Consider the following 25,383-nt stretch of genomic DNA (forward strand, 5'->3'; position numbering starts at 1 on the left):
ACAGGCGCCGCTGCTACGACTCTACGTCGCCCATGACGCAGCCCAGGACCGCTGGTTGTTGCTGATGCTGATCCACCACATCGCCGAAGACAAGACCTCACTGATCAGCATGGTGGGAGAGCTGCGGATACATCTCTTGGGTGAAGCGGCAACGCTGGCTGCGCCGGTGCCATTCCGGAACTACGTGGTCCAGGCGCGTCTAGGTATGAGCCGAGAAGAGCATGAGAGCTTCTTTCGCCGGATGCTGGGGGATGTGGAGGAGCCGACAGCGCCGTTCGGTCTGCTGGAGGTGCAGGGAGATGGCTCGGAGATCGTCGAGGCCATGCTGGAGCTTCCGGCTGCTCTTGGGGAGCGGATGAGGCAGAGAGCGCGCAGCTTCGGGGTGAGTACGGCGAGTCTGTGCCACCTTGCCTGGGCAACGGTGCTGGCCCGTGTCTCGGGGCGTGAGGATGTCGTGTTTGGCACGGTGCTTTTTGGTCGTATGCAGGGTGATGCAGGAGCTGCCGGTGCCCTGGGGCTTTACATCAACACGCTGCCATTGCGAATCAGTCTCGGGACAGATGGAGTACTGGAAGGCCTGCGACAGACGCATCTTTTGCTGTCGGAGCTTCTGCGGCATGAGCATGCCTCACTAGCCCTGGCGCAGCGCTGTAGCGCGGTGCCGGCACCCGCGCCGCTGTTCTCCTCGCTGCTGAACTATCGCTATAACCCGGAAATCGCTTCCGACTCTTTGCCGGAAGCACTACAGGGCATGACGTTTCTGCGGAGCGAGGAACGTACCAATTATCCCTTCTATCTCTCGATCGATGACCTGGGAGACGGCTTCTGGCTGACCGCGCAGACCGCGTCTTCGATCGATCCCGGCCGGATCTGCGCCTTCATGGAGGCGGCGCTGGACTCTCTGGTCGGGGCACTCGAGGCGTCTCCGCAGACCCTGTTGTGCCAGTTAGAGGTGCTTCCGGAAGGGGAGCGTGAGGATCTTCTGTATGAGTGGAATGCGGCTGCGATGGAGTACCGCACGAAGTCACCCATTGTGTCAGCATCGGAGTCCAGTGCGCATGCGAGTATTGCGTATGTAGCGCCCAAGGGGGAAGCGGAGATTCTGTTGGCGCAAGCCTTTGCTGAGGTTCTGGGAGTGGATCGGGTCGGCCGGGAGGATAACTTCTTCGTATCCGGAGGAAACTCGCTGCTGATCATCAGGCTGCTGAGCCTTCTCCGTAGTCGCGGGCGGCATTTCGATATCCGGGATCTCTTTCTCACGCCCACAGTGATGGACCTTGCTGCGAATCTGTGAACTGTCTCTCTCCCCTTGGTCATATGCGCACCTCACATGGACTGTCTGATAAGAGAACCGATATATCAACCGGATCTTTTGCACCAGTGGGATTGTTAGTTTAGCGCAGCTATGAAGGGCCTAATTTTCCTGTACCAAGGTCAGAGTTAGTCTTCGACCTGTTTAGGTTCAGCGAACTCTCTCGGCGTCCTGTCATCGAGAGAAGCGTGAGGACGACTGTCATTAATTCCTGCCGCCACGCTTCAATCAGGTGCTTTGCCTCCTTCAGATCGAGGAACCAGAGGGTATTCAGACATTCACTTCGCAGGGTTCCGTTGAAACTTTCAACGAAGGCGTTGTCGGTTGGCTTGCCGGGTCTGGAGAAGTCGATCTTAGCGCTGTTGCGATAAGCCCATAGATCCATCGCCTGACTGGTGAACTCCCTGCCGTTGTCACAGAACAGCACCTTCGGCACGCCACGGTCTAGCTTCAACTGGTTCCGTGTCCGCACAACATCGTCTCCTTCAGGCTCTGTCCTACTTCGATCGCTACAGCTTCTCTCGTATGCACATCACGATCGTCAAGGCGCGGACCGCGTTCCATCCTGCAGCTGATCCATCACGAAGTCCATACTCCAGGCTTCGTTCGGAGCCGTAGGCTTGATCCTCGCGAGTTCGAGATACCTTCCGCTTCCCGGCGCAATTCGGGCAGTTCATTACCCCCCACGGTGAGCAGAGTTCGCGCGCCAGGGCCGATGTGTGATTCCCGGGCTGAAAACAGCGACCTCATCCGGGGTGAGATGGAGCTTCTCGCTCAAATAGCAGAGCCGCATCGGTTCGAGATCGTACAGCCCGCTCATGCCCAGCACAAGCGAGACCGCCGGGTGCCCGCGTAGTGCTTCTGTTTTCGGATTTGCTCCGCCAGAAGGCTCATGCATTCAGCCACAGCTTGTTCTCATCGTCATGCACCGGCCCATGCGCGATCAGGAGCACGACTTCATGGGCGGATCCTGACTGATAGACTCTGCGCGATCCTTAAGGATTTCAGCAACAGCAGGATGATGGTCAAGTGCCTCAGCCATGTGAACGGGAACGGAGGTGGCGATGGGTTTCCCGGCCTTAGCACTCATGGCTGGATCGTGGGCCATCGTGCTATGGTTCATCGCCATGCTGCCCCATGATCCATCGAGGCGAACATCGTCAGGTCCTCGGGTTTCTCTTTGCGAAGGCCGAGAAGATATGCCGTGCTGTCGATGACCGAACTATGCGAACTCACAAATAAAGGCACGGCGACAATTTCCGTTACGCCGCGAGCTTTCAGCCGGTCGATAGCTGCCTGCATGGTTGACTTGGTTGCCATCCCGAAGGCGACCTCCGTTAGGAATGGTCAGATCGACCTGATCGGCGACATGCCGTACTTCTTCATTCCACTCCGTGGCGCTCCCGCCATGAGCCAGAAGGAGTACCCCGGAGCGCGTAGCAGGAACATTGACCTTTGCTTCAGGGGCACTCTGCGCCCGCATCTCACAAACGGAAACAAGACAGCAAAGGACAACAGAGCAGAGCAAGATTTTCTTCTTCATCGCTTTTCTCTTTTCAGTGCGTCATCGGGCTGTGACTGCGTTGGAAGGCAGGCGATTGTTCCTGGTCGAGTTCGCCTACGGCAACGATTACCGTGAGCGTTTTAGACTCCTCGTTTTGCGTAGTATTCCGTGACCTGCCTGGCTCCCGCTGGTGGCTGTGATGGTGACGTTGTAGGTCTGCGGCGCGTGGCCGAAGAAGCCGTTTCCAGTACCGCAGCCGGTAAGGCCCAAGAAGTCGGGAATGACGTCACAGGTCGGCTATTCATATGAGAAATAAACAGCCTCCGAAAATCAATCAAGCATTTGGTTCGGAAAAGGACGGTCAGCGAGTCGCGTTTCGTCGCCATGATCTAATGATCAATCCCCAGCATCGGCCCCAGTCCCGGCACCAGGGTATCGGACTTGTTGAACTCGCGAGCCCCAGCCCCGCCCGTCTCAATCACCACGACCAGCGCTAATGGCTCGCCGCCCGTATCCTGCTCCAGGTTTAGTTTTTGCGGAACCCCATCGTCGGTCAGCTTAAAGTCGTCGGCAGTCAGCGTAAACACAAGCCGCCCATCTTTGCTGCGAACCAGCGCAGGAACCTGCACCAGCGTTGAGTAAGTGCTCAGCGCAGCCTCTGGCCCCTGAGGTGCAACAGCCTGCGCCAAACTCAGCAGAGCCTTCCCGGAGATCGCGACGCACATCCATGCAAGAACGCCAAAGCGCCTCTTCAAGCCAGCCCCTTGTGGTTTACCCTGCACTCTGATGAGTATGAACACACCCGATCACCTCAGGCAACTCGAAGAGCGCCTCCTCGATCCAGCCGTCCGCCGTGATCCGGAATTGGTCTCTGCTCTTCTCACCGACGACTTCGTCGAGTTCGGCAGCTCCGGCCGCGTCTTTGACAAAACCGCCATCCTCGAAGACCTTCAAAACGAGCCACCTCGCCTGCCCTCACTCCTCAGCGACTTTTCCACGCGAGAGATCTCACCAAACGCGATCCTCGCAACCTGGAAGGCCACCCGTAGAGATCTCGCCGGTGAAACCATAGCCCAATCCTGGCGCAGCTCCCTCTGGCTACACTTGGACGGAAGATGGCAGATCGCCTTCCATCAGGGCACACCCATCCCGCCCCCGGCAAATCAGCACTCGCAAAAATAAACTTCAAAAGGTTGGCGCATCTTTCGTCACCCAAAAATCACCACCCGCAACTCCACCTTCACCACGCATCCCACCACGTTCACACCACCCAAAAACCACCTCCACGCACCACGTTTTTCCGTAACCCCCCTCAAAAACACCAGCAAAACAGCAAAAAGCCCCGGCTCACCACCAGGGCATTTTTCTTGCAAAACAAACCATCAACCCGCCTTGAACATCTGCCTGATTCCCCGCAGTGCCTGCCGGGTCCGCTCCTCATTCTCAATCAGCGAAAACCGCACATGCCCATCCCCATGCTCGCCAAAACCCACGCCGGGACTCACCGCCACCTTCGCCTCCAGCAGCAGCTTCTTCGAAAACTCAATGGAACCAAGCCCTTTGTACTGCTCCGGAATCTTCGCCCACGCAAACATCGTAGCCTTCGGCAGCTCCACCGGCCACCCCAGCTTATTCAACCCCGGCACCAGAACATCCCGCCGTTCCTTGTAGATATCGCGTATCTCCGCCACACACTCCTGCGGACCCTCCAAAGCACAGATCGCCGCTACCTGAATCGGCGTGAAAGTACCGTAGTCAAAGTAGCTCTTGATGCGCCCCAAAGCCGCGACTAGCTTGGTGTTTCCCACCATAAAGCCTACCCGCCACCCGGGCATGTTGTAGCTCTTCGACAACGTAAAAAACTCAACCGCAATCTCCTTCGCCCCAGACACTTCCAGGATGCTCGGCGCCCGATATCCATCAAACGCAATGTCCGCATAGGCCAGATCATGAATGATGTAGATCCCCAACTCCTTGCACAGCGCGACGATCCGCTCAAAAAAAGAAAGCTCTACGCACTGTGCTGTAGGGTTCGAAGGAAAGTTCAAAATCAGCAGCTTAGGCCGCGGCTCCATGCGCGGCAGGTCATGCTCCAACTCCTCCAGCAGAGCCTCAGCGGTACCGCCTCGCATCGGTATACTCTGCACCTTCGACCCTGCAATCACTGGCCCGAAGATGTGAATCGGATAGCTGGGATTCGGCACCGCAACCGTGTCCTCATCGTCAAGCACCGCCAGGCAGAGATGCGCGATCCCTTCCTTCGAACCGATCGTCACGATCGCCTCAGTCTCAGGATCGAGATCGACATCGTAGCGCCGTTTGTACCAGTTGCAGATCGCTCTTCGCAGCCGCGGCACGCCACGCGACAACGAGTAGCGATGCGTAGCAGTACGTTGCGCCGCTTCAATCAGCTTGTCGACAATGTGCTTTGGCGTTGCGCCATCGGGGTTGCCCATCCCAAAGTCGATAATGTCCTCGCCACGCTTACGTGCAGCAGCCTTCAACTCACTCGTAATGTTGAAGACATACGCTGGCAGCCGTGTCAGCCTTCGAAATTCTTCCATTCCTGTCCGCCCGCTCCTGTCCTGTCCTGTCCCTCCATGATGCCACCACTCCATCGCAAATACAGACAGATGTACCGAAGCTACCAACAGAGATGCAGAGGCACCCAAGCTACAAGAAAGCTATTTTGCAGTGAAGATCACCTGTATCGGCAGACTCTTCGGCGGGTAGCACGCCGCATGATCGCAAGCCTGATACCGCAGCGTTCCATCAATCGTATGAGCTCCAGCCTCGGCAACAACCGGCAGCCTCATAGTGAACGCACCCGAATAAACATCAAGTTTTTCGGTAGGATCGAAGCTGAAACTGTACGAAGTTCCCGCAGGATACTCCATCGTCTCAGCGCGGACTCCGGTAGCCTGCTGCAACTCGATCCTGGTAGGAATCAAAAGCTCAGACTTCGGAGCGTGGGAGTTAACATGGTAGCCGTCCAAGACGCGGAAATGCAGCTCTAGCACACTGCGCTTACCCGCTGTCACGCTCTGCTCCTCTGCCGCGTAGACCACATACGACTTCGGCTTCACCGCAGGCGCATCGAGATTGCCGATTTGAGCCGCCAAAGCCGCAGCCGGTAACGCCGCCAGCAAGCCCACGCAAAATGCCTTCAACCCTGTCACTGTCCACCCGCACCCGCTGCCGCACCAGAAGCAACAATCTTCTTGATGTGCGCTTCAATCTCATCTTTGCTGCCAAGCCCGGCCGTCTCTTCGACGATCACGCCGCTCTTATCGATGTAAAACGACATCGGCAGATAGTCCATCCCATCAGGTCCACCATAGGCCATCTGAATCTTTCCATCGGTCAGCAGAATGGGATAAGTTACGCCGGTCTTCTGCGCTACCTTGGCAATCGCATCCTTCCCTGCGTCCACATCATCCGCGAGTCCCAGGATCTCAAAGCCCTGCGCCGCATACTGCTTCCGGAACTCCTCGAACCACGGCATCTCGACCTTGCACGGCCCACACCAGGTCGCCCAGAAGTTCACCAGAACCGGCCGTCCCTTGTAATCGCTCAACGACACCTTCTTCCCATCCAGGGTCGCCAAGGTAAACGCCGGAGCCACCTTGCCGCGCATCTGCATCGCTTCTGCCGCAGGAGATTGCGAATCCGCCTGGGTTGCCGTGCCTGCCTTCTCCGGCACCAGAACCACGTGATTCTCTTGGGCCTGCTGCATCGCCAGCTTCCGCTCCCGCAGATTATGCCATCCTGCCCACAACAGCAGGGCAATTCCAACCACCATCACACCAAAGACCAATCCACTTCGCTTCACGTTCGATATCCCTCCGGCGCGCGGTCCATGCCACACCCTGCCTCTCCAGTTTAGACGCAAAGCTCTTTTAAACGATGCAAAGACCACAATCCTGCCTGGTTATGCCGCTTTATCCAAAGAGAAAACCTTCCGGTGCGCTATGCGTAGGACTGAACCCACACTCTGCTAGCATCGACATGGTTCGGCCACTATGTCCATCAAAGCCCCCGAGTCATCGCGCCCATCAGACTTCGTCCGCATCGAAGCAGCAGCCCTCAACGAGCTTGCCCTTCGCCTCGATACCACGTTGTCATCCTCTTTCGCGCTTGCCGTCAATCATCTCCAGCAGTCCATCGCCAGCCAAAGCCGAGTCATCGTCACCGGCATAGGGAAAAGCGGCATCATCGCACGCAAAATCGCGGCCACCCTGCGCTCTACCGGCACCCCGGCTCACTTTCTTCACGCTGCGGAGGCCATTCACGGCGACCTGGGCATGCTCGCTCCCCAGAGCATTGTCATCGCCCTCTCCTATAGCGGCGAAACCGAAGAGCTGCTCCGCCTCCTGCCAACGCTCAAGCGCCTCAACACTACATTGATCTCTCTCAACGGTTGCAGCACCTCCACCCTTGCTCAAGCCAGCAACATCTCTCTCGACGTCAGCGTCTCCATCGAAGCATGCCCACTCAATCTCGCGCCCACCGCCTCCACCACCGTCATGCTCGCATTGGGAGATACCCTCGCCCTCGAAGTAAGCCGCCGTCGTGGCTGGAAGGCAGAAGACTTCGCCGATCTTCACCCCGGCGGTCGCATCGGCAGACGGCTCGCCCGTGTCCGCGAGCTGATGCATTCTGGCGAAGCTCTCCCGCAGGTCAGCACCTCTACCCCGATGCCTCAGGTCATCTACGAGATGTCGCGGAAAAAACTCGGCATGACCACAGTCCTCAAAGAGGACAGTCACCTCGCCGGCATGATCTCCGATGGAGACCTTCGCCGTCTGCTCGAACGCGACGGCTCCCACGCCCTTGAGCACACCGCCGCCGAGATCATGAACGCAAACCCTCACACTATCGAAGGCAGCGCTCTGGCCTCGTCTGCCCTTGCCATCATGGAAGATAAGAAGATCACGTCGCTCATTGTCATCGACCACATCGGCCACGTAGAAGGAGTAGTCCATCTCCACGATCTGTGGACCCTTCAATTCAACTAGCTGCTCCACCTGCCCTGTCCGCCAGGAGCTACATCCTGTAGTCGCCGTGCAGTCCGGAATCCACCGTATCAGAGCTATCGCCGTCAGCCATCGTCGGTATCGAATGCGTATCCCTGACGCGCAGTAGCTCATTGACACTAGCAATCAGGCGCTCAGGATTCGACAGGCACGTATCATCAAACCTCGTGTCCTGAAGAGGGTCCTCATAGCTTGCATTTGGCAGAACCATCAGGATCTTCGTGGCCTTGTAACAGCTCCGAATCTCATCCGCAATCGTTCCCGCCTCCACCTGCAAAAGCGAGTGACAAAGCACGACGAGGTCCGGCCTCCATCTCTTTACTTCTTCGATCGTCTCCGAGCCCGTGCAGGAGATGACATCGGCACCGGTCTTGGTAAGCACGGCGACTCGCGTGCTCAACAATCGGATATCATCGCCAGCTACCAGGACCTTCGACATAGTCGTCTCCGACAGCACTCTTCTCGAGCGGTAAGAACAGCCTCAGATCCGCTATTGTGTCGCGCTGAAGGCTGCGATGTTAGCAAAAGCGGATGCCACGCCTCTGCCATTTACTAGACATAAACCAGACTTTCACTCAGATCCTTCTTGATAATTCGCTCATACGCCGAGGTGACGATGCCGTAGCACTCACATGCCTTCCTGATCAGCGCAGGTCTGTCCAGAATATTGATCTTCCCCCGGCTATAGCCGATAATTCCCGCTCGTTGGAGATCTCCAGCCGCAACAGTTACCGTTGATCGCTGCACTCCCAGCATCTGTGCCAGAAACTCCTGCGTCAGGTTCAGCGAATCGGACTCCATCCGGTCGGCCGAGGTAAGCAGCCATCGTGCCAGCCGCGCATCCACCTCATGCATCCGGTTGCAAAGCACGGATTGTGAGGTCTGAACCAGCTGCAGATAGGCGAACGAATGAACCAGCCGCTGGAACGTACCGCCCTTCAAAAACTCATCTCGGACGAGAGAGGATCGAATGCGAAGCCCCTGTCCAACTCCCTGCATCAACACCGAGTGAGACATCTGCGGCTGATCCAGAAGCGCGGGCAGACCCGAGAATCCCTCACGTCCGATCACGCCCACCTCCACCGACTCGCCCTTCTCAGTCAAAGCGTCCGTCGAGATCAGGCCGCTGTTCAAAAAATAAACAAACTCAATGGGCTCATTCGGCTCCGAGAGACGAGTCTCCAGCGGTAGCTCGACAGGCACAAGAGATCTGGCCAATGCCTCATATTCCGCATCCGGCAACTGTGCCAGTATGAGGTTTCTTGGTCGCGGAAGCATCTCTGCCATAATGTGGTTATTTCGCACCTCAAGCGTCCTTTGCACGAGAGTCGCCTCTCTAGCCGCAAAGACGGGTTGCCCACGTAATGCAGGGCGGGTAGATGCGATTGACTGGACTATAGGCTTTATTCAAATAGAAAGTCTGTCACATGAACGACATAGCAGCAGCAATGTTGACCTAACCCCATTGCATGCCTCGTGCACGAGAACCATCCTGGTCACAAAATAAATCTCACTATGCCCGGTTAGAATGGAAGCTCATCCTCAAATGCCCACGCCGCTCCGGCGCGATGGGCCGGAAAGCGCTCCTTTTGCCTATGCATCGCTGGTCTCAACTCTTCATTCCCACCCTGCGCGAAGCACCCGCAGACGCCGAAGTCGCCAGCCACAAGCTTCTCCTCCGCGCCGGATACGTCCGTCAGCTGGGCGCAGGCATCTACAGCTTTCTCTTCCTGGGAAACCGATCCATCAACAAGATCGTCGCCATCGTCCGCGAGGAGATGAACCGCATCGGCCAGGAGTTTCTGCTACCCACCCTCCATCCGCGAGAGCTATGGGAAGAGTCCGGCCGCTGGACCGTCATGGGCGAAAACATGTTTCGTCTCAAGGATCGCAAGGGCGCTGACCTCTGTCTCGGCATGACCCACGAAGAGGTCATGACCTCGATCGCCCGCAACGAACTCCGCAGCTACAAGCAACTCCCCCAGATCTGGTACCAGATCCAGACTAAATTCCGCGACGAGCCCCGCCCCAAATCCGGCCTTCTCCGCGTCCGGCAGTTCATCATGAAGGACTCCTACTCCTTCGACATCGACGACGCCGGTCTCGACCTGTCTTACAACAAACACGATGTAGCCTACCGCCGCATCTTCACCCGATGCGGCCTCCAGTTCGTCGCCGTCGATGCCGACTCCGGCTCCATGGGCGGCTCCCAGTCGCAGGAGTTCATGGTCTACACCGACGCTGGCGAAGACCTCATCGCCAGCAGCTCCTCCGGTTACGCAGCCAATCTCGAAAAAGCCACCTCGCAGCTTGCCCCCGTCGAAGATCTCGCACCGATTAGCGATAACCCAGAAGAGGTTCACACCCCGGGCCAACGCACCATCGAGGAGGTAGGCGCCTTTCTCAACCTCGCCCCGGTCCACCAGATCAAGACCATGGCCTACATGGCCGAACTCCCCGCGGCCGACCACGCCAAGCTGGGCAAGCTCCGCCCCGTCGTCGTCTTCCTGCGCGGCGATCACTCCCTCAACGAGGCAAAGCTTCTCGCCATCGCCGGAGGCGAGCTCCGCCCCATGGTCGCCGAAGAACTCGAAGCCACCTTCAAAGCCCCTGCAGGCTATCTCGGCCCCATTGGCCTCGAGGCCGCGCCTCATCCAAAGAAACCCGGCACCCTCGTCATCCTCGACAAGGCCCTCGAAGGCCGCACCAACCTCATCGCCGGAGCCAACAAGGAGGAGTACCACCTCCGCAACGTCACCCCCATGCGCGACTTCAAGCCAACCCTCGTCGCCGACGTTCGCAACATCATCGAAGGCGAGCGCGATCCCATCGGCGGCCAGCCTCTGCGCCTCGGCAAGGCCGTCGAGATCGGTCACATCTTCAAGCTTGGCCGCAAGTACACGCAGTCCATGGGAGCCTCCGTGCTCAACCGCGACGGCAAAGAGGTCACCCCCATCATGGGTAGCTACGGCATCGGCATCGAGCGCATCCTCACCGCCGCCATCGAAACCTCAGCCGCCGCAAACCAAGGCGCCAGCTACGCTCTTCATCCGGCCATCGCTCCCTTCCAGGCCGTTGTCACCATCACCAACGTAGGCGACGCGGCCCTTCTCGCCGCCGGAGAACAAATCGCAGCTGACCTCGAATCAGCTGGAGTAGACGTACTTCTGGACGACCGCGACGAACGCGCCGGAGTCAAGTTCAAAGATGCCGACCTCGTCGGCATCCCGTATCGAATCAACATCGGTCGCGGTGTCGCCGAGGGCAAGGTAGAATTTCTCGACCGTCTCCACAACCTCGCCGAAGACGTTCCCCTGGACGAGATCACCGCCAGGGTATCCAGCCAGATAACCTCCACGCTGCACAACTCGCTCTCCGCAGCTGGCCTCTAACCGTCCAACGAAAGAGTCTCTTGCCAGTCAAACTCAAATACGGCAACAACGCGCGACCCGGCACAAAAGCCTCGACGTTAGAGTCGCGCGTCCTGCGCATCGCACTCCTCACGCTGCTCTGCATTCTGGTCGTCGGCTCGGCTATCTTCGGCTACTTCTACTATCACTACCAGCGGGTCGTCGACGACCGTCTTGCAGCCGGCCCCATCTTCGCCAGCGTCTCGCAGATCTACGCCGCGCCACGCGAAGTTCGGGCAGGCCAGAAGCTCTCCGCAGCCTCTATCGCTGCAGACCTGCGTCAGGCAGGCTATAACGCCAACTCCAAGCTTGGCACCTATCAGCTCAACGCCGACAACATCTTCATCAAGCCCGGCTCCGAAAGCTACCACAACACCGACGGTGCCACTATCAACACCAGTGGCGGCATCGTGCAAAGCATCACCGCTGAAAACGGTGTCACTCTCAGCGCCTACGAGCTCGAGCCACAGCTCATCACCGCCCTCTCCGAAGACAAGAACCGCACCAAACGCCGCCTGGTCACCTACGACGAGATTCCGCCGCGCATGGTGCAGGCCGTCATCGCCATTGAAGATCGGGACTTCTTCAACCACGGCGGCATCAACTACCTCCGCATCGCCAAGTGTGCTTTTTCCGACGTCGTCACCCACCACCGTACCTGCGGTGGAAGCACGCTAACCCAACAGCTCGCGAAGAATCTCTTTCTCTCCCCTGAAAAACGCATCAAGCGCAAGCTGATAGAGATCCTCATTACCTTCCAGCTCGAGGCCCGCTTCAACAAGAAGCAGATCTTTGAGATGTATGCCAACGAGATCAACCTGGGTCAGCGCGGCAGTTACGCCATCAACGGCTTCGGCGAAGCAGCTCAGACCTTCTTCGGCAAAAACCTTCAGCAACTGGACCTTGCCGAGTCCGCTCTTCTCGCTGGCACTATCCAGTCGCCCACTCGTCTTAACCCCTACCGCCATCCCGAGCGCGCTATGGAGCGCCGCAACGTCGTCCTCGACTCCATGGTCGAGACAGGTGCCATCACAGCCAGCGAAGCCAGCCGCGCCAAAGCCGAGCCCCTCCGTCTCGCGCCGCCCAACATCGACGCCAGTGAAGCCCCCTACTTCGTCGACCTCGTCCACGACCAGCTCGTCAAACGCATCGGCGATCAGGACATCGCCCACCAGAACCTGCGCATCTACACCTCGCTCGACCCCGAGCTTCAGCGCGTCGCCTCCGAGGCTGTCGAGATCGGCATGAAGAACGTCGACGAACTCATTCGCAAGCTCCACAAGCAACCCAAAGGCGAAGAGCCACGCCCCATTACCTATCCGCAGATCTCGCTCATCGCGATGAACCCCCACACCGGCCAGATTCTGGCGCTCGTCGGTGGCCGCAACTACGGAGTCTCTCAGCTCAACCACTCAGTGGCGGAGCGGCCCACCGGCTCAATCTTCAAGCCCTTTGTCTACGCTACCGCTTACAACACCTCGCTCAATGGAACCACCCTGGGCGACGGCCAGGTCTTCACTGCTCTCACCAAGCTGGACGACGACGCCACCACCTTCATGTACGACGGCAAGGCTTACACCCCCGGCAACTTCGACAAGAACGAGTATCCCGGCATGGTCACCGCCGCTGCCGCCCTCGCTCACTCTCTCAATATCGCCACCATCTCCCTTGGCCAGCAGGTCGGCTTTGAAAACGTTGCCGCCCTCGCCCGCTCCGCTGGCATCGTCAACGCCCGAGGAACTCCGTCGGTGGCCATCGGCACCTACAACGCCACTCCCATCGACATGGCTGGGGCCTACACCGTCTTCGCCAACAACGGCGTTCACCTGACCCCCTGGATGCTCGCCTCCGTACGAAACGCAAGTGGAGACATCGTCGCCGACTACTCCCCTGAGGCCAAACAAGTCCTCGACCCCCGCACCGCCTTTCTCACCCAATCTCTGCTTGAAGGAGTCATAAACTACGGCTCGGGCGCGAGTGTTCGCGCTCACGGTTTCTCAGCGCCTGCAGCCGGTAAGACAGGCACCTCGCACGATGTATGGTTCGCCGGCTATACCTCTAACCTCCTCTGCGTCATCTGGGTTGGCAACGACGACTACACGGACATCTCCACCGGCCTCTCCCGCCATGTGCAGGGTGCAGACACAGCTGCCCCCATCTGGGCCGAGTTTATGAAGCGGGCCATCCAACTCCCTCAATACTCGGACGTCAAACCCTTCTCCGCGCCTGAAGGCATTACCACCGCGCGCATCGACAAGGTCAGCAGCCTTCTCGCCGACCCTACCTGCCCCGGCAACATCCTCTACGCCGCCTTCCTCGACGGCACTGCACCCACCAACACCTGCAGCCAGATGAGCGAGAGCCCGCAAAATCTCATCCAGAAGATCCTCGGCATCGGTGGCAGTAAATCCGACGCCAACACTCCTCCGCCAGCCACCACCGGCGCACCTATCGTTCGCATCCCGCCACCGAACACCCCACCGGATGGCAACGCTCCCGACAACACCCAGCAGCCAGCCCAACCCAAGAAGAGAAACTTCCTGCAAAAGATCTTCGGCGGCGGCAAGGATAAAGACAAACAACAACCCACCCCACCACCGCAATAATCCAGCAACAGAGCAATCAATCTCCGAAGGGAAGATCTAACACCCGATCTTCCCTCGTCTCACCACCATGGCCCGTCCCACCGGAGCGGCCGTCTCCCCCATCCCAACCCAAGGCTGGCATTCCGGACACCAATAGGTTGACCGAGCCTGTACACCCTGCTTCCTCATCATCACAGTCGCACCGCACCGGCGACACTCCTGACCCTGCCGCCCATACACCCAAAGCCGCTCCTCGCGATTCGAAGAGTGCGTCGTCCTCCGATTCCCCGAGTACGTCACAATCCCATCCCCAGCTCCATCCACCACATTCGCCTTCATATATCGTTGCGAAACCTCCACCATCACCTCCATCTCGCGCGGCGTAATCGTCCTCATCGCGCGAAACGGGTTCACCCCCGCAGCAAACGCTACCTCGCTCTTATAGACATTGCCCAATCCAGCTAGAACCCGCTGGTTCAACAGCACCACCGCGATCTCCGCCTCAGGATTCTCTCGTCCAAATGCAGCCAGCCGAGCCACCCCGCCCTCCACCGTAAACTCATCCGACAAGATATCCGGCCCCAGCTTCGGCACCTGGCTCGACCGCTCCAGCGACCCCGCTGTATGAAACTCCGCCACCGGAATATTGAACCCTACCGCCTCCCACTCCGCCGTCCGAATCACCACCCGCATCCGGTCCCGCCCCATCCACCACTTCTCGCCCGCACGATACAGATGCCAGCTTCCACTCATCAACATATGCGTCACCAGAATCAGATCGCTGGAGAAAAATATCAGGCACCACTTCCCCCGCGACTCAACCTTCTCCACCACTCTGCCCACCAGGGGCGCGTCATCATTCACCCGTGCAAGCTTCGCCAACCCGGTATCGAATCCCGTGACGACCTTACCCCCAATCGCCTTCTGCAAAGCTCTCGCTGTCCGATAGATTGTGTCTCCCTCAGGCATTCACTCTCACCTCGCCTCGAACACCTGGCAGCGGAGGCAATCCCCTCCGCACGTTGAACCCCATCGCTCCGGCAGCAAAACCAGCATCCAGCAGGAACCGCGCCATAGGATGCTCTGCCACCGCAGTCCCATTCAAACTCGCAATCAACATCCCGCCCCGCCCTTGCGCATCCTCCTGATCCTGCACGCGCGACACCAGAAACTCCGCCAGACTTCGCGCCACCTGCGACCGCTGCGGCTCCTCCTCCGGCAGAAACACCTGCAGGTTTGGATTCCCTCTTCGCAGATAGGCCACGAGCAACCCATCGCAAAGAATCACCCTAGCTCCCACACTCCTCGTCAACGAAGATCCAGCATCTGGTGCAGCAGGCCACCGCAGCAACGCTCCATAAGGATTCGCCGGATCGGTAGCCGCCAGCTGCAGCATCTCCACCTTGTCAGGATCCTGTTGCACACGAAGCGACCGCAGTAGATCCACCGCCGCAGGCATGGCAAACTGCGTCGCCCCAAGATCCGCAGCAAAGTACCCGCGACGAATCTTTCCGCTCTCCTCTAACGCTTTCATCACATCGTAGATAGCCGAAAAACCGCCCGGTAGATTCTCTGCATGGGCCGTCTCGCGAAACACCACGCCATACCGCGTCAACAACTGCTGCGCAATCGCATGGCTCCACTCCGTGGCGGAACGCTCCGTCGCAAACGCCGCCAGGTTCAACGCCCAACGCCCCTGCGCCGTTGGCGGAGTCGTTCTTCTCGACCGAAACCCCGTCTGCTGATGCACCCTCCGCGCTGACTTCCTCGAGGCACTCGCCGCAGGCCGCTCGCAGTAAGCGCGTAAGGCGGCTAGCCCATCGTTAGTCAGCATCCCCTTCCAAACCAGACCCCACAAGGCCTCCAGCGTCTCCCCCGGATACCCACCGCCAACCCCATCATGTAGATCCTGAAAAAACGAAGCCCCATGATCCTTCAGATAAGCAACAATCTCTTCTTCCCTTCCAGTAGCTACAGAAGAGCTGTCCTCTTGACCGGAGCGAACACCGCTCGCACGCTCCTCCGCGACTGAGCGGCCAATCGGCCACAACACCGGCAGCTTCTCCGCAAGATAAAGCCCAATCCTTCCGTCTCTCTCGCCAATCGGATCGAACCCAACCCAGACCACCTCCCCCGCCGCAATCAACGTATCCAGGTCAGCGCTCTTATACCCAACCAGACGAGCGGGCAGAATCTCCGTCTCCAGAATCGATGCTGGCAAAGGTGCTCCCTGCAGATTCTCAACCACGTCCAGCACTGCATCAAGCCCCCGGCGTGGCTGCACCACACCCTGCCACCGCGTAAACAACCTCGCCAGCGTTCTCTGCTCCACCGGCTCGATCTCCTTCCGCAGCCGCGCAAGCGACCGTCTGCGAATCGCCCGCAGCACCTCGTTATCGCACCACTCCCGGTGAATCCCTCCCGGTCTGAACCCACCCTCGACCACCTTGCCGCTCTCTATCAGCCGCTGCAGCACAGCCTCTACGCTCTCTGCCGGAAGATCGAACCGGCCAGCAGCCTCGGGTGTCGTAAATGGCCCGTGCGTCCGCGCAAACCTCCGCATCAGGTCCACCAGGGCATCCGGTACCTCCTGCAGAAAAGCCGAAGGCAATCCCGGCGGAAGCGGCACTCCCAGCGCATCTCGGTACCGCGCCGCATCTTCCACCGCGATCAGACGTTTCACTCCCGCAATCTGCACCTCCAACACCCGTCTCGCCCGCATCAACTTCCCAACCGAATCTGCAACCTCATCAGTAACACATCGCCGTCTCAGCTCTTCCCTGCTCAAATCCCCCAACCGCAGCAGCAGATCATGGACCCCATCCATATTCCGCGCACGATACGTCTCAACCAAGCACTGCAGCTGCTCTTCCGTCTCTTCAATTGCGTTGCTATCCAGTAGCTCCCGAAGATCCGCATCCCCCATCAACTCCCGCAGTTGATCCTGATCGATCGACAGCGCCTGAGCCCGTCTCTCCGCCAGCGGAGCGTCCCCGTCATAGATGTAGTTCGCCACATAACTGAACAGCAACGCCGAAGCAAATGGTGAAGGTGTCCGCGAATCCACCGTATGCACTCGCAACGAACGACTCTCTATACTGCGCAAAGTCTCCATCAAAGCAGGCATATCGAATACATCCCGCAGACACTCCCGATAGGCCTCCAGCAAAATCGGAAACGAGGCGTACCGGCTGGCCACGCTCAACAAGTCATAGGCCCGCTTTCTCTGCTGCCAAAGCGGTGTTCGCCCATCTGCTCTCCTCCTCGGCAACAACAGCGCCCGCGCGGCGCTCTCTCTGAACTTGGCGGCAAATAACGCCGTCGAACCCAGCTGCCGCAGCACCAGCTCCGCCGCCTCCTCGGGCTCCAGCAGGATCGAATCGATAGCAGGAGCTTCATCGGTCTCAGGAAAACGCAGCACAAAGCCGTCCTCCGACCACATCGTCTCCACCTCCTGCCCGTTGCCTGCACGCAGCTTCGCCGTCACCGCCATCGCCCACGGCGCATGCACTCTGCTGCCGAACGGTGTCAGCACACAGACCCGCCAATCCCCTAGCTCATCCCTCACCCGCTCGACCACGATATTCCGGTCGTCCGGAACATTCACAGTAGCCAGCTCCTGGTCAGCCAGATACCTCAACACATTCTCCGCAGCTCCCGGCTCTAGATCGTGCTCCGTCGTCAACCGGGTCATCGCCACATTACGTGGGGCATCCCGAAGCTCCCTCACCAGCGCCCCGATCCTTCGTCCAAACTCTAGCGGCCTTCCCGCCCCGTCTCCATGCCAGAACGGCATCTTCCCCGCCTCACCCGGAGCAGGCGTCACCAACACCCGGTCATGCGTAATCTCATCGATCCGCCACGTCGAAGCGCCAAGGATAAACGTATCCCCCGTTCGACTCTCGAAGACCATCTCCTCATCGAGCTCGCCCACCCGAATCGGCTTAGATCTCTCTCCCGCTAAAAACACTCCATACGTCCCGCGATCAGGAATCGTCCCACCATTCAGAATCGCAATTCGCTTCACACCAGCCCGCGGAGTGATCCAGTTCCTCGTTCGATCCCACGTAACCCGCGGCCGCAGCTCCGCAAACTCATCCGACGGATATCGCCCCGCCAGCATATCCAGCACGCCGTCGAAGACGCTCTGGCTCAAGGTGGCAAACGGAGCCGCACCCCGCACCAGCCCAAACAGCGCAGCATAGCTAAGCCCGGGGCTCTCCTCTTCCTCGGTCTTATGCTTCGTTCGCCGCTCCGCATCAGCAACGTTCAGCGGAGGATGCGCAATCACCGCCACCATCTGCTGCGCCAGCACATCCAACGGGTTCCGTAGAAACCTCGTCGCCTCCACATGCCCTTCATGCATCGCCCGCGTCACTGCCGCACATGCAATCAAATCGGCCCGGTACTTTGGAAAGATAATCCCATGCGAAGGTGCACCCACCTGGTGCCCTGCTCTTCCAATCCGCTGCATCCCGCTGGCGACTGACGGCGGAGCCTCGATCTGAATCACCAGATCGATCGCCCCCATATCGATCCCTAACTCCAACGAAGAGGTCGCAACCAGCGCCTTGATCTTCCCCGCCTTCAGCAGCTCTTCGATCTCGCTCCTCTGCGTTGCAGCCAGAGAGCCATGATGTGCCCTCGCAATCTGCTCTCCTGCCAGCTCGTTCAACGCACCAGCCAGCCGCTCCGCGATCCTTCGCGCATTCACAAAGATCAGCGTCGACGTCCGTCCCTGAATAATCTCCAGCAGACGCGGATGAATCGATTGCCAAATCGATGTCCTCTTCGGCCCCTGCGAAGCCGGGCCGCTCGGCTGCTCCTGAATCTCGCCAAGACGAGCCATATCCTCCACCGGAACCTCCACCCTCAGCTCCAGCACCTTTCTCGCCCCCGCATTCACCACCGTCACCGGACGAAACCGCGTTGCTCCCCCACGCACATCAGCCTTCGCATCTTCCTTACCGGCAACCTCCATCAACATATTGGCAGTCTCTGCTTCAACCTCTGCAGCGTGACTCAGAGCTGCGCTCTCATCCGCAACAAATCCAGACGTGTCCGCCCCACCAAGAAACCGTGCCACCTCTTCCAGAGGCCTCTGCGTCGCGGACAACCCAATCCTCTGCAATTTTCTTCCCGTCAACGCCTCCAACCGCTCCAGCGACAGCGCCATATGCGCCCCGCGCTTATTCGGAACCAGCGCATGAATCTCATCCACAATCACGGTCTCCACCGACCGCAGCGACTCGCCCACCTCCGAGGTCAGCAACAGATACAGACTCTCCGGGGTCGTAATCAGAATGTCGCCAGGATGTCTTCGAAACCGCGCGCGCTCCTTCGGCGAAGTATCGCCCGTACGCACACTGATCTCCGGCATGCGCACTGCAATCCCCTCACGCTTCGCCATATTGGCGATACCCACCAGCGGAGATCGCAGATTGCGCTCCACGTCCGCTGCCAGCGCCTTCAACGGCGACAGGTATACCACCCGGCACCCGCGTTCGGCCTCAGGCGCAGTCCGCATCATCAGCTTGTCGAGACACCACAAGAACGCCGTCAGCGTCTTGCCAGTGCCGGTTGGAGCCAGGATCAACGTCGACTCGCCGCGCGCAATAGCGGGCCAGCCCTCTACCTGCGGAGCCGTCGGCCAATCAAAGACAGCACGAAACCACTTTTCAGTGATCGGATGGAAGAGAGTCAAAACCTCATCGCCCTGAAGGGGATGTTGAGGTGGCGGTGCAATCCCCTCTTTCTCGGCTCTCTTCGCTTTGGCGGGCTTCTGTGGCATAGCTTCAGGGGACACTTACAGCAGCATAACTGCCTACCCTATTGGATGCGTCTCCAGCCCGCTAAGTGCGATCCATACCCCGACATCAGCTCAACCCGTCAGAAAACATTCACCGGGCTATAAAAGTAGCAATCAGCCCCAAATTCGACTTCAAACAAATTTGTAGACTCCTCTGCCTGTTCAGCATTTCCCAAAACCAGGTAGCCATTCGGCGATAACTTCCGATGAACCTCGCGGAAGAGCGTCCTCCGATCCTGCTGTGAAAAATAAAGCAACACATTTCTTAGCAAGACCAAATCGAACGTAGGCAAAAAAGGCAACGGGGCACACAGATTGGCATAGTGAAACTCGCACATCGAACGAATCTGCGGACTCACCCCCCACTCTTCCCCATCACGGGTCATATACTTCAGCAGCATCCGCGCCGGTAATCCTCGATTGACCTCCAGTCTTCGATACCGCCCTCTCTTGGCATAATCGACGACCTGCCGCGAGATATCCGTACCGACAATCTTTACGTCCCAACCCGCAAGCTCCGGAAAGTGCTCCACCATCATCATCGCGAGGCTGTAGGCCTCCTGTCCGGTCGAGCTCGCTGCACTCCATATACGCAGATGTCTCTCCTCTGCCCTGCGTTCGACTAACTTTGGAATCAGCACCTGACGCAACATCTCAAACGGCCTCATATCGCGAAAAAAACTCGTCTCGTTGATCGTCATCGCCTCAGCCACAGCGCGATGCAGATGCGCCGTCTGCCCAGACCGCAACATACTCACAAAATCCCCAAGGTTCTCCGCCCCCGACAATCGCGCTATCGGGGTCAGCCTCGTGTCGAAGAGAGCATTGCGTGACGGATCGATCTGGTTCGCCGACTGCTCCAGCACAAGCTCGCGAAGATACGCATAATCTGAATCAGAGCAAGTCATCGTTCATCTCCCGTTGCGGCCCGGTTGCAGAGCCCGCCTTTCCCTCCGCGTTAATCCTCAGTCGCCCCGTGCAGACCCTCTGCTGCAGCGCACCGGCAATCTCCGCGAGCGGCAACGTTGCACTCGCGATGCCGGCCTCGGTCACCTTGCCCGGCATACCCCAAACGGCGGAGCTGTACTCATCCTGCGCCAGAACCACGCCCCCACATTCATGGATGGCTCGCGCCCCGTCCAGCCCATCTGCACCCATTCCAGTCATCACCAGGGCCAGAGCGGAGGCTCCATACATCCGTGCCGCGGAGAAAAAAAGATAGTCCACTGCTGGCATGCAGTGATTCAACGGCTCCCGCTGATGCAATCGAATCCTGCTGTCCCGGCCTGCGATACTGCCGGTCTTTCTGTCCATCAAGCCATTGCCTGGGCCAACCTCCATGTGTGCATCTCCCGGAGCCAGCCACACGGTGCCTGGTCGAATCATCGCGTTCTCGTACGCCTCTTTCACACGCAAAGAACTGCTCTTGTCCAATCGCTCCGCAAGCGCGCCAGTAAACAACTTCGGCATATGCTGAACAATCAGCACAGGGACGGGAAAATCCGCAGGCAGCCGTGGCAGCAGCTGCTCCAGGGCTGACGGCCCACCAGTAGACAATCCAATCACCACCACCTCGATCACGGAAGAAGCCTTGGGCGCCCCCTCCACCCTCAGCTGAAGCGCATGGCCCGCACCGCTCTTTGTCGCAGCCCGTTCTTCTCTCCGCTTCGATCCCTTGGCCACTGCGGCAATCTTCGGCAGCAGCTGTTGAGACAGTGACAGCATCGCCGAGAAGAAGTCTCTTTGCTCTGCTGGCTTAGTCACATAATCGGCAGCGCCGTAGGCCAACGCTTCCAAGGTCGACCTGGCCCCATGTTCCGTGTAGGAGCTGCACATGATCACAGGCAAAGCAGTGCTTTCCACACGCAACCGGCGCAGTACCTCAAGCCCATTCAGACGAGGCATCTCAAGGTCCAGCACAAGGACATCCGGAATAAGCCGCTTCACCTGGTCCAGGCAATCCGTCCCATCCCGCGCGACGCCGCACAACTCCATACGCGGCAGCTCGCTCGATCGATCCTCCGCATGCATCTGGAACAGCTTCGCCATGACACCGCGCATCACAGCCGAGTCATCCGCTGCAAGGATGCGAATCGGCCGTTCCTCTAAAGATCCCATCTCTGCTCCTCACCCTTCCGCCCCACCGGCGTCATGCAGCAATCACCCCAAGCAGAAGCATCTTCTCCCGAAGGCTCTCAGGAGTGAACGGCTTCATCAGAAACTCATCCGCACCATGATTTAGTGCCGTCGCAATAAACGAGTGATCGGCCTCGGTCGTCACCATCATCACCTTCATCTCCGGGCCTAGCTTCGCTTCTCGTAATGCCTTCACACACTCCAATCCGTTCATCACCGGCATGTTCACGTCCAGCAGCATCAGGTCGAAAGACTCCTCCGCCGCCAGCACCGCCAGGGCATGGCTTCCATCCTTCGCCTCTTCACACTCCACATCCATCCGGTTCAGCAGATGTCGCAGGTATTCCCGGATAAAACTCGAATCGTCAACGATCAGGGCTCGCATCGGCACCTCCCTTCGAACTGTCTTTAAACAATCCCACCTCTGACAGCCGCGACGGCGATAGCTTTCGCGGATCCAGTTGCACCATCAGCCCCGTCTCCATCTTGTAAGCTCCATCGAAGAGCCATCTCCCTCGCGCCTCCAGCGTGCTGGGATTGTCCTCTAACCTCCTCCGGCTGGCCATGACCACGCCACCCACCGCGTCCACCACCAGGCCAAACCGCTCCTCAGCCTCATCGTCCATCACCAGCACACAGGACCGACCACTGTGTGCGCCCATGCCGAGCAGCGCCCGGAGATTCACTGTAGTCAGCACCTCTCCGCGGTAAGGAACAACTCCCGCGAGAAACTGCGGCGACATCGGCACCCGCTGCAGATCCTTTTCTCCAAGCACCTCGCGAATCTTCCTCGTGTCGATTCCAAACATCTCGCCGCCCGCATACAGCGAACACATCGACACTGCGTCACTCTCCTCCAGCAGCTCGTCGACCTTCTCCCAACCGCCTATCTTCATGCAACCTCCTGCCACGCAACCTTCACTCCAGCTCCGAACTCTCGATGAACCTGCATCAGCTTTTCCTTCACCAGCGCAAGCTCCATCTCCCCGTTCGCTGCATCCTGTTCCAGTAATGTCCCGGTGGAAACATCCAACACCTGTCGAACCACCATGCCGCCCCTCTGCGTTCTTTGGGTGTCTGCATTGCCGCAGATCAGCACCGTCACCAGTGGCTCTTCGCCCTGCCGCCGGGCATCCTCCATCTCACGCAACACGCTTCCCTCATCTCTCAAGGGCAAAAGTTCTCCGCGATACTGCAACAAAGGCCTGCCGCCGGCATACTCGATCTGTCCCAGTGGAACGCTCTCAATCCGTTCCACAACATCGAGCGGCAGCGCAGTTCTCTCCCTGGCGCGATCTTCAAAGATCAGGAACGAGATCTCCGCAGCCGCCTGCGCCATCTCCTCTTCACCGCCTGCTTCAGAAAGCTCACCTTCAACCGGTTTCACCCCTGCACGTGCGGCCGTCGCGCCCACGTCCAGAATCAAAGCAAGCATTCCATTTCCTAGCACCGTGGCTCCGGAGAACAGACCGATCTCACGCAGCACGGGCGAAAGAGGTTTCACCACAATCTCCTCCGGCGACATCAGGTCGTCGACCACCAGGCCATACCTGCACCCTTCCGCCTCAAGTACCGCCAGGTAATGTCCCTTCGACGTCTCTGGCTGATACGCATCCAAACCCAGCAGGCGGTCCAGCCACACCATCGGCAGCAGGCGCTCTCGCAGCCGATACAGCTCCGACGAACCTATCCGCTGCACCACCTGGGCAAACTCGCGCTGCGGGAGATCCACCAACTCCACCAGCGCGCTCTGTGGCAGCGCAAAGCTCTGTCCTCCACTCTTCACCACCAGCGATGGAACAATCGCCAGCGTCAGCGGCACCCTCAGACGCAACGTCGTCCCTATCCCCCTGCGAGACTCCACCTCAACGCTTCCACCAACCTTCTCCACGTTGGCCCGCACCACATCCATGCCAACGCCGCGTCCCGAAACCGTAGTCACTGCAGCCGCTGTCGAAAATCCCGGGAGAAAGATAAGCTGCAGCGCCTCTCTCTCAGACATGGCCGATGCATCTTCCGCCGTAACCAAATTGCGCTCCACCGCCTTCTGCAGCACTCGCTCTATCGGGATTCCTGCTCCATCATCCTCAACCTCGATCACCACAGATCCGCTTTGGTGAAATGCCTTCAGCCGCAGACACCCTTCAGCAGGTTTGCCCGCCAGCACGCGATCCGCAGGCGACTCGATCCCATGGTCCACCGCATTCCTCACCGCGTGAGTCAACGGGTCTTTGATCGCCTCCAGCAGACTCTTATCAAGCCCTGTCTCCTGCCCGCTGAACTCCACCCGAACCTCACGAGCGCAAGTCCGTGCAAGATCGCGAACCATCCTTGGAAACTTACCGAATAAATTTCCTACCGGCTGCATCCTCGCCTGCATCACCGTCTCACGCAGGTCCGCCGTCACGCTATCCAGCCGCCGCGCCAGCTCTGGAAAATTCGCCGCGTCCATGCCGCTCTGCAGCATCTGGTTGCGTGTCAGTACCAGCTCCCCCACCAGGTTCATCATGCGGTTCAGTACATCCACATCGATTCGCAGTGTCTTATCCGCACTCGCCTTCTCACTCACGGCTACCGGTTGCAGAGCAGGCGACGCGTCTCCCCTGGAAGCCACCGGCGCTTCACCCTGAACCCTGCCCGTCTCTACTAGAGCGATCTGCGGAGTCTCTATCTCCGGCAACTCCTCTGCCTCGTGCCCGTTCAAACGCGCAAGCTCCGCGATCAACTCCCCGTCTTCATCACCGGCCCTGGTCCCTTCGCTACCCGTCTCTTCGATCAACCCCAGAATCGCGCGTAGTCCATCCATCAGGCGCAGCAAGCCGCTGATCAGATCCGACGTCGCCACCAGCTTGCCATCTCGCAGAGCCCCCAGCAGATGTTCTCCGGCATGCGCCAGCTTCTCCAGCCGGTCGAATCCCAGAAACCCCGTCGTCCCTTTGATCGTATGCACCGCGCGGAAGATCTCTCCCAGCAGATCGACATCGTCCGGGCGCATCTCCAGCTCGGTCAGACACCGTTCCATCCGGTCCAGACCCTCTTGGCTCTCCGCAAGAAATTCCTTTGTCAGCTCGTCCACACTCTGTATATCGGGCGCAGAGACGTAATCATGAGGCGCGACCACTTGCTATCGCTCCCCGCACCCGATAGCCTCACTCCATCATGTCCTCTGTCGAACACCCCATTGGCCTCACCTCTGCCCAGATCGACCATCTGCAGCAGCAGGCCATCGCCGTCGCTCACCACGCCTACGCTCCTTACAGCAACTTCCGCGTCGGCGCAGCCGTCCTCCTCACTGACGGCACCATCGTCACCGGCTGCAACGTCGAAAACGCCTCATACCGCCTCACCACCTGCGCGGAACAGACGGCCATCGCCGCCGCCGTCGCTCTTCGCGGCCCCGGCATTCGCATCCGCGCCATCGCCGTGGCCAACCTCAACGCCACCGCCAGCCAGCCCTGCGGGGCCTGCCGCCAGACCATCCACGAGTTCAGCAGCCCAGACACCATAGTCTTCTACCCCGCCGAACGGGGCGCACGCGCCGAAGCCACCATGGCGCAACTTCTCCCCGCCGCCTTCCTCCTCTAAAAATTC

The 25,383-nt window shown here is 59.0% G+C and carries 19 protein-coding genes and 2 pseudogenes; 6 read left to right on the plus strand and 15 right to left on the minus strand.

The genetic code is table 11. The features are described 5' to 3' along the window. Nucleotides 1-1,294 (plus strand): condensation domain-containing protein (locus tag GSQ94_RS16805; RefSeq protein ID WP_254063935.1); only part of this gene is annotated, 1,294 nt, incomplete at its 5' end. Nucleotides 1,295-1,440: 146 nt separating this feature from the next. On the opposite strand, the pseudogene GSQ94_RS16810 reads toward GSQ94_RS16805, so the two are convergent. The 3 genes and pseudogenes from GSQ94_RS16810 to GSQ94_RS21165 form a co-directional block, all read right to left on the minus strand. Then, nucleotides 1,441-1,943 (minus strand): annotated as a pseudogene (locus tag GSQ94_RS16810) (integrase core domain-containing protein); the annotation flags it as partial. Nucleotides 1,944-2,431: 488 nt separating this feature from the next. After that, nucleotides 2,432-2,635 (minus strand): annotated as a pseudogene (locus tag GSQ94_RS16815) (hypothetical protein); the annotation flags it as partial. Between the two features lie 570 nt (nucleotides 2,636-3,205). Next, complete coding sequence (locus GSQ94_RS21165; protein ID WP_216843122.1) at nucleotides 3,206-3,571, minus strand: hypothetical protein; 366 nt, start codon at nucleotides 3,569-3,571, stop codon at nucleotides 3,206-3,208. A gap of 37 nt (nucleotides 3,572-3,608) precedes the next feature. Between GSQ94_RS21165 and GSQ94_RS16825 the strand changes: the two genes are divergently transcribed. Further along, the gene (locus tag GSQ94_RS16825) at nucleotides 3,609-3,998 is read left to right on the plus strand and encodes a DUF4440 domain-containing protein (protein ID WP_158945025.1); all 390 of its coding nucleotides are present in this window, start codon (nucleotides 3,609-3,611) and stop codon (nucleotides 3,996-3,998) included. A gap of 200 nt (nucleotides 3,999-4,198) precedes the next feature. Here the strand turns inward: GSQ94_RS16825 and alaC are convergent, their stop codons facing one another. The 3 genes from alaC to GSQ94_RS16840 all read right to left on the minus strand — a co-directional run bounded on the left by alaC (nucleotide 4,199) and on the right by GSQ94_RS16840 (nucleotide 6,684). Further along, nucleotides 4,199-5,380 (minus strand): alanine transaminase, encoded by a 1,182-nt coding sequence (gene alaC / locus GSQ94_RS16830; protein ID WP_158945026.1) that lies wholly within the window; start codon nucleotides 5,378-5,380, stop codon nucleotides 4,199-4,201. Nucleotides 5,381-5,500: 120 nt separating this feature from the next. After that, nucleotides 5,501-5,986, minus strand: a complete 486-nt coding sequence (locus GSQ94_RS16835; protein WP_254063936.1) for a protein-disulfide reductase DsbD N-terminal domain-containing protein — start codon at nucleotides 5,984-5,986, stop codon at nucleotides 5,501-5,503. Between the two features lie 5 nt (nucleotides 5,987-5,991). Then, a complete protein-coding gene (locus GSQ94_RS16840) occupies nucleotides 5,992-6,684 on the minus strand; it encodes a TlpA family protein disulfide reductase (RefSeq protein ID WP_371417546.1) in 693 nt (230 codons plus the stop codon). Between the two features lie 154 nt (nucleotides 6,685-6,838). On the opposite strand from GSQ94_RS16840, the gene GSQ94_RS16845 reads away from it, so the two are divergent. After that, nucleotides 6,839-7,834: an SIS domain-containing protein gene (locus GSQ94_RS16845; RefSeq protein WP_158945028.1), complete on the plus strand. Its 996-nt coding sequence runs from the start codon at nucleotides 6,839-6,841 to the stop codon at nucleotides 7,832-7,834. A gap of 28 nt (nucleotides 7,835-7,862) precedes the next feature. On the opposite strand, the gene GSQ94_RS16850 is transcribed toward GSQ94_RS16845, so the two are convergent. Both GSQ94_RS16850 and GSQ94_RS16855 read right to left on the minus strand, forming a co-directional pair. Next, nucleotides 7,863-8,291 (minus strand): hypothetical protein, encoded by a 429-nt coding sequence (locus GSQ94_RS16850; RefSeq protein WP_158945029.1) that lies wholly within the window; start codon nucleotides 8,289-8,291, stop codon nucleotides 7,863-7,865. 113 nt (nucleotides 8,292-8,404) lie between these two features. Beyond that, nucleotides 8,405-9,070, minus strand: a complete 666-nt coding sequence (locus GSQ94_RS16855; RefSeq protein ID WP_254063937.1) for a Crp/Fnr family transcriptional regulator — start codon at nucleotides 9,068-9,070, stop codon at nucleotides 8,405-8,407. Nucleotides 9,071-9,447: 377 nt separating this feature from the next. Here GSQ94_RS16855 and GSQ94_RS16860 point away from each other — a divergent pair, with 377 nt between their 5' ends. Beyond that, complete coding sequence (locus GSQ94_RS16860) at nucleotides 9,448-11,244, plus strand: proline--tRNA ligase (RefSeq protein ID WP_158945030.1); 1,797 nt, start codon at nucleotides 9,448-9,450, stop codon at nucleotides 11,242-11,244. Nucleotides 11,245-11,264: 20 nt separating this feature from the next. Next, the gene (locus tag GSQ94_RS16865; protein WP_158945031.1) at nucleotides 11,265-13,868 is read left to right on the plus strand and encodes a transglycosylase domain-containing protein; all 2,604 of its coding nucleotides are present in this window, start codon (nucleotides 11,265-11,267) and stop codon (nucleotides 13,866-13,868) included. Nucleotides 13,869-13,904: 36 nt separating this feature from the next. Here GSQ94_RS16865 and GSQ94_RS16870 read toward each other — a convergent pair whose 3' ends face one another. From GSQ94_RS16870 to GSQ94_RS16900, 7 genes are all read right to left on the minus strand, one after another. Further along, on the minus strand, nucleotides 13,905-14,816 hold the full coding sequence (locus tag GSQ94_RS16870; RefSeq protein ID WP_158945032.1) for an Fpg/Nei family DNA glycosylase: 912 nt from the start codon (nucleotides 14,814-14,816) through the stop codon (nucleotides 13,905-13,907). After that, nucleotides 14,809-19,638 (minus strand): DEAD/DEAH box helicase, encoded by a 4,830-nt coding sequence (locus GSQ94_RS16875; RefSeq protein ID WP_158945033.1) that lies wholly within the window; start codon nucleotides 19,636-19,638, stop codon nucleotides 14,809-14,811. Before GSQ94_RS16875 ends, GSQ94_RS16870 begins: the two co-directional genes overlap by 8 nt. Nucleotides 19,639-19,736: 98 nt before the next feature. Then, nucleotides 19,737-20,564: a protein-glutamate O-methyltransferase CheR gene (locus GSQ94_RS16880; RefSeq protein ID WP_158945034.1), complete on the minus strand. Its 828-nt coding sequence runs from the start codon at nucleotides 20,562-20,564 to the stop codon at nucleotides 19,737-19,739. Then, nucleotides 20,551-21,774: a chemotaxis response regulator protein-glutamate methylesterase gene (locus GSQ94_RS16885; protein ID WP_158945035.1), complete on the minus strand. Its 1,224-nt coding sequence runs from the start codon at nucleotides 21,772-21,774 to the stop codon at nucleotides 20,551-20,553. The genes GSQ94_RS16880 and GSQ94_RS16885 overlap by 14 nt, the downstream gene beginning before the upstream one ends. 31 nt (nucleotides 21,775-21,805) lie before the next feature. After that, nucleotides 21,806-22,177: a response regulator gene (locus GSQ94_RS16890; RefSeq protein ID WP_158945036.1), complete on the minus strand. Its 372-nt coding sequence runs from the start codon at nucleotides 22,175-22,177 to the stop codon at nucleotides 21,806-21,808. Further along, nucleotides 22,158-22,688, minus strand: a complete 531-nt coding sequence (locus GSQ94_RS16895) for a chemotaxis protein CheW (RefSeq protein ID WP_158945037.1) — start codon at nucleotides 22,686-22,688, stop codon at nucleotides 22,158-22,160. Before GSQ94_RS16895 ends, GSQ94_RS16890 begins: the two co-directional genes overlap by 20 nt. After that, on the minus strand, nucleotides 22,685-24,913 hold the full coding sequence (locus GSQ94_RS16900; protein WP_371417547.1) for a chemotaxis protein CheA: 2,229 nt from the start codon (nucleotides 24,911-24,913) through the stop codon (nucleotides 22,685-22,687). Before GSQ94_RS16900 ends, GSQ94_RS16895 begins: the two co-directional genes overlap by 4 nt. Before the next feature lie 38 nt (nucleotides 24,914-24,951). On the opposite strand from GSQ94_RS16900, the gene GSQ94_RS16905 reads away from it, so the two are divergent. Further along, nucleotides 24,952-25,377: a cytidine deaminase gene (locus GSQ94_RS16905; protein ID WP_158945038.1), complete on the plus strand. Its 426-nt coding sequence runs from the start codon at nucleotides 24,952-24,954 to the stop codon at nucleotides 25,375-25,377. Nucleotides 25,378-25,383: the final 6 nt, after the last annotated feature.

The organism is Granulicella sp. S190 (genome assembly GCF_009766095.1).
Taxonomy (GTDB): domain Bacteria; phylum Acidobacteriota; class Terriglobia; order Terriglobales; family Acidobacteriaceae; genus Edaphobacter.

Bases quoted from the DNA above. Each gene is read 5' to 3' on its own strand.
- GSQ94_RS16885 (WP_158945035.1), bottom strand. From the start codon at position 21,774: ATGGGATCTTTAGAGGAACGGCCGATTCGCATCCTTGCAGCGGATGAC.
- GSQ94_RS16890 (WP_158945036.1), bottom strand. From the start codon at position 22,177: ATGCGAGCCCTGATCGTTGACGATTCGAGTTTTATCCGGGAATACCTG.
- GSQ94_RS16850 (WP_158945029.1), bottom strand. From the start codon at position 8,291: ATGTCGAAGGTCCTGGTAGCTGGCGATGATATCCGATTGTTGAGCACG.
- GSQ94_RS16895 (WP_158945037.1), bottom strand. From the start codon at position 22,688: ATGAAGATAGGCGGTTGGGAGAAGGTCGACGAGCTGCTGGAGGAGAGT.
- GSQ94_RS16880 (WP_158945034.1), bottom strand. From the start codon at position 20,564: ATGACTTGCTCTGATTCAGATTATGCGTATCTTCGCGAGCTTGTGCTG.
- GSQ94_RS16825 (WP_158945025.1), top strand. From the start codon at position 3,609: ATGAACACACCCGATCACCTCAGGCAACTCGAAGAGCGCCTCCTCGAT.
- alaC (WP_158945026.1), bottom strand. From the start codon at position 5,380: ATGGAAGAATTTCGAAGGCTGACACGGCTGCCAGCGTATGTCTTCAAC.
- GSQ94_RS16905 (WP_158945038.1), top strand. From the start codon at position 24,952: ATGTCCTCTGTCGAACACCCCATTGGCCTCACCTCTGCCCAGATCGAC.
- GSQ94_RS16870 (WP_158945032.1), bottom strand. From the start codon at position 14,816: ATGCCTGAGGGAGACACAATCTATCGGACAGCGAGAGCTTTGCAGAAG.
- GSQ94_RS16845 (WP_158945028.1), top strand. From the start codon at position 6,839: ATGTCCATCAAAGCCCCCGAGTCATCGCGCCCATCAGACTTCGTCCGC.
- GSQ94_RS16860 (WP_158945030.1), top strand. From the start codon at position 9,448: ATGCATCGCTGGTCTCAACTCTTCATTCCCACCCTGCGCGAAGCACCC.
- GSQ94_RS16875 (WP_158945033.1), bottom strand. From the start codon at position 19,638: ATGCCACAGAAGCCCGCCAAAGCGAAGAGAGCCGAGAAAGAGGGGATT.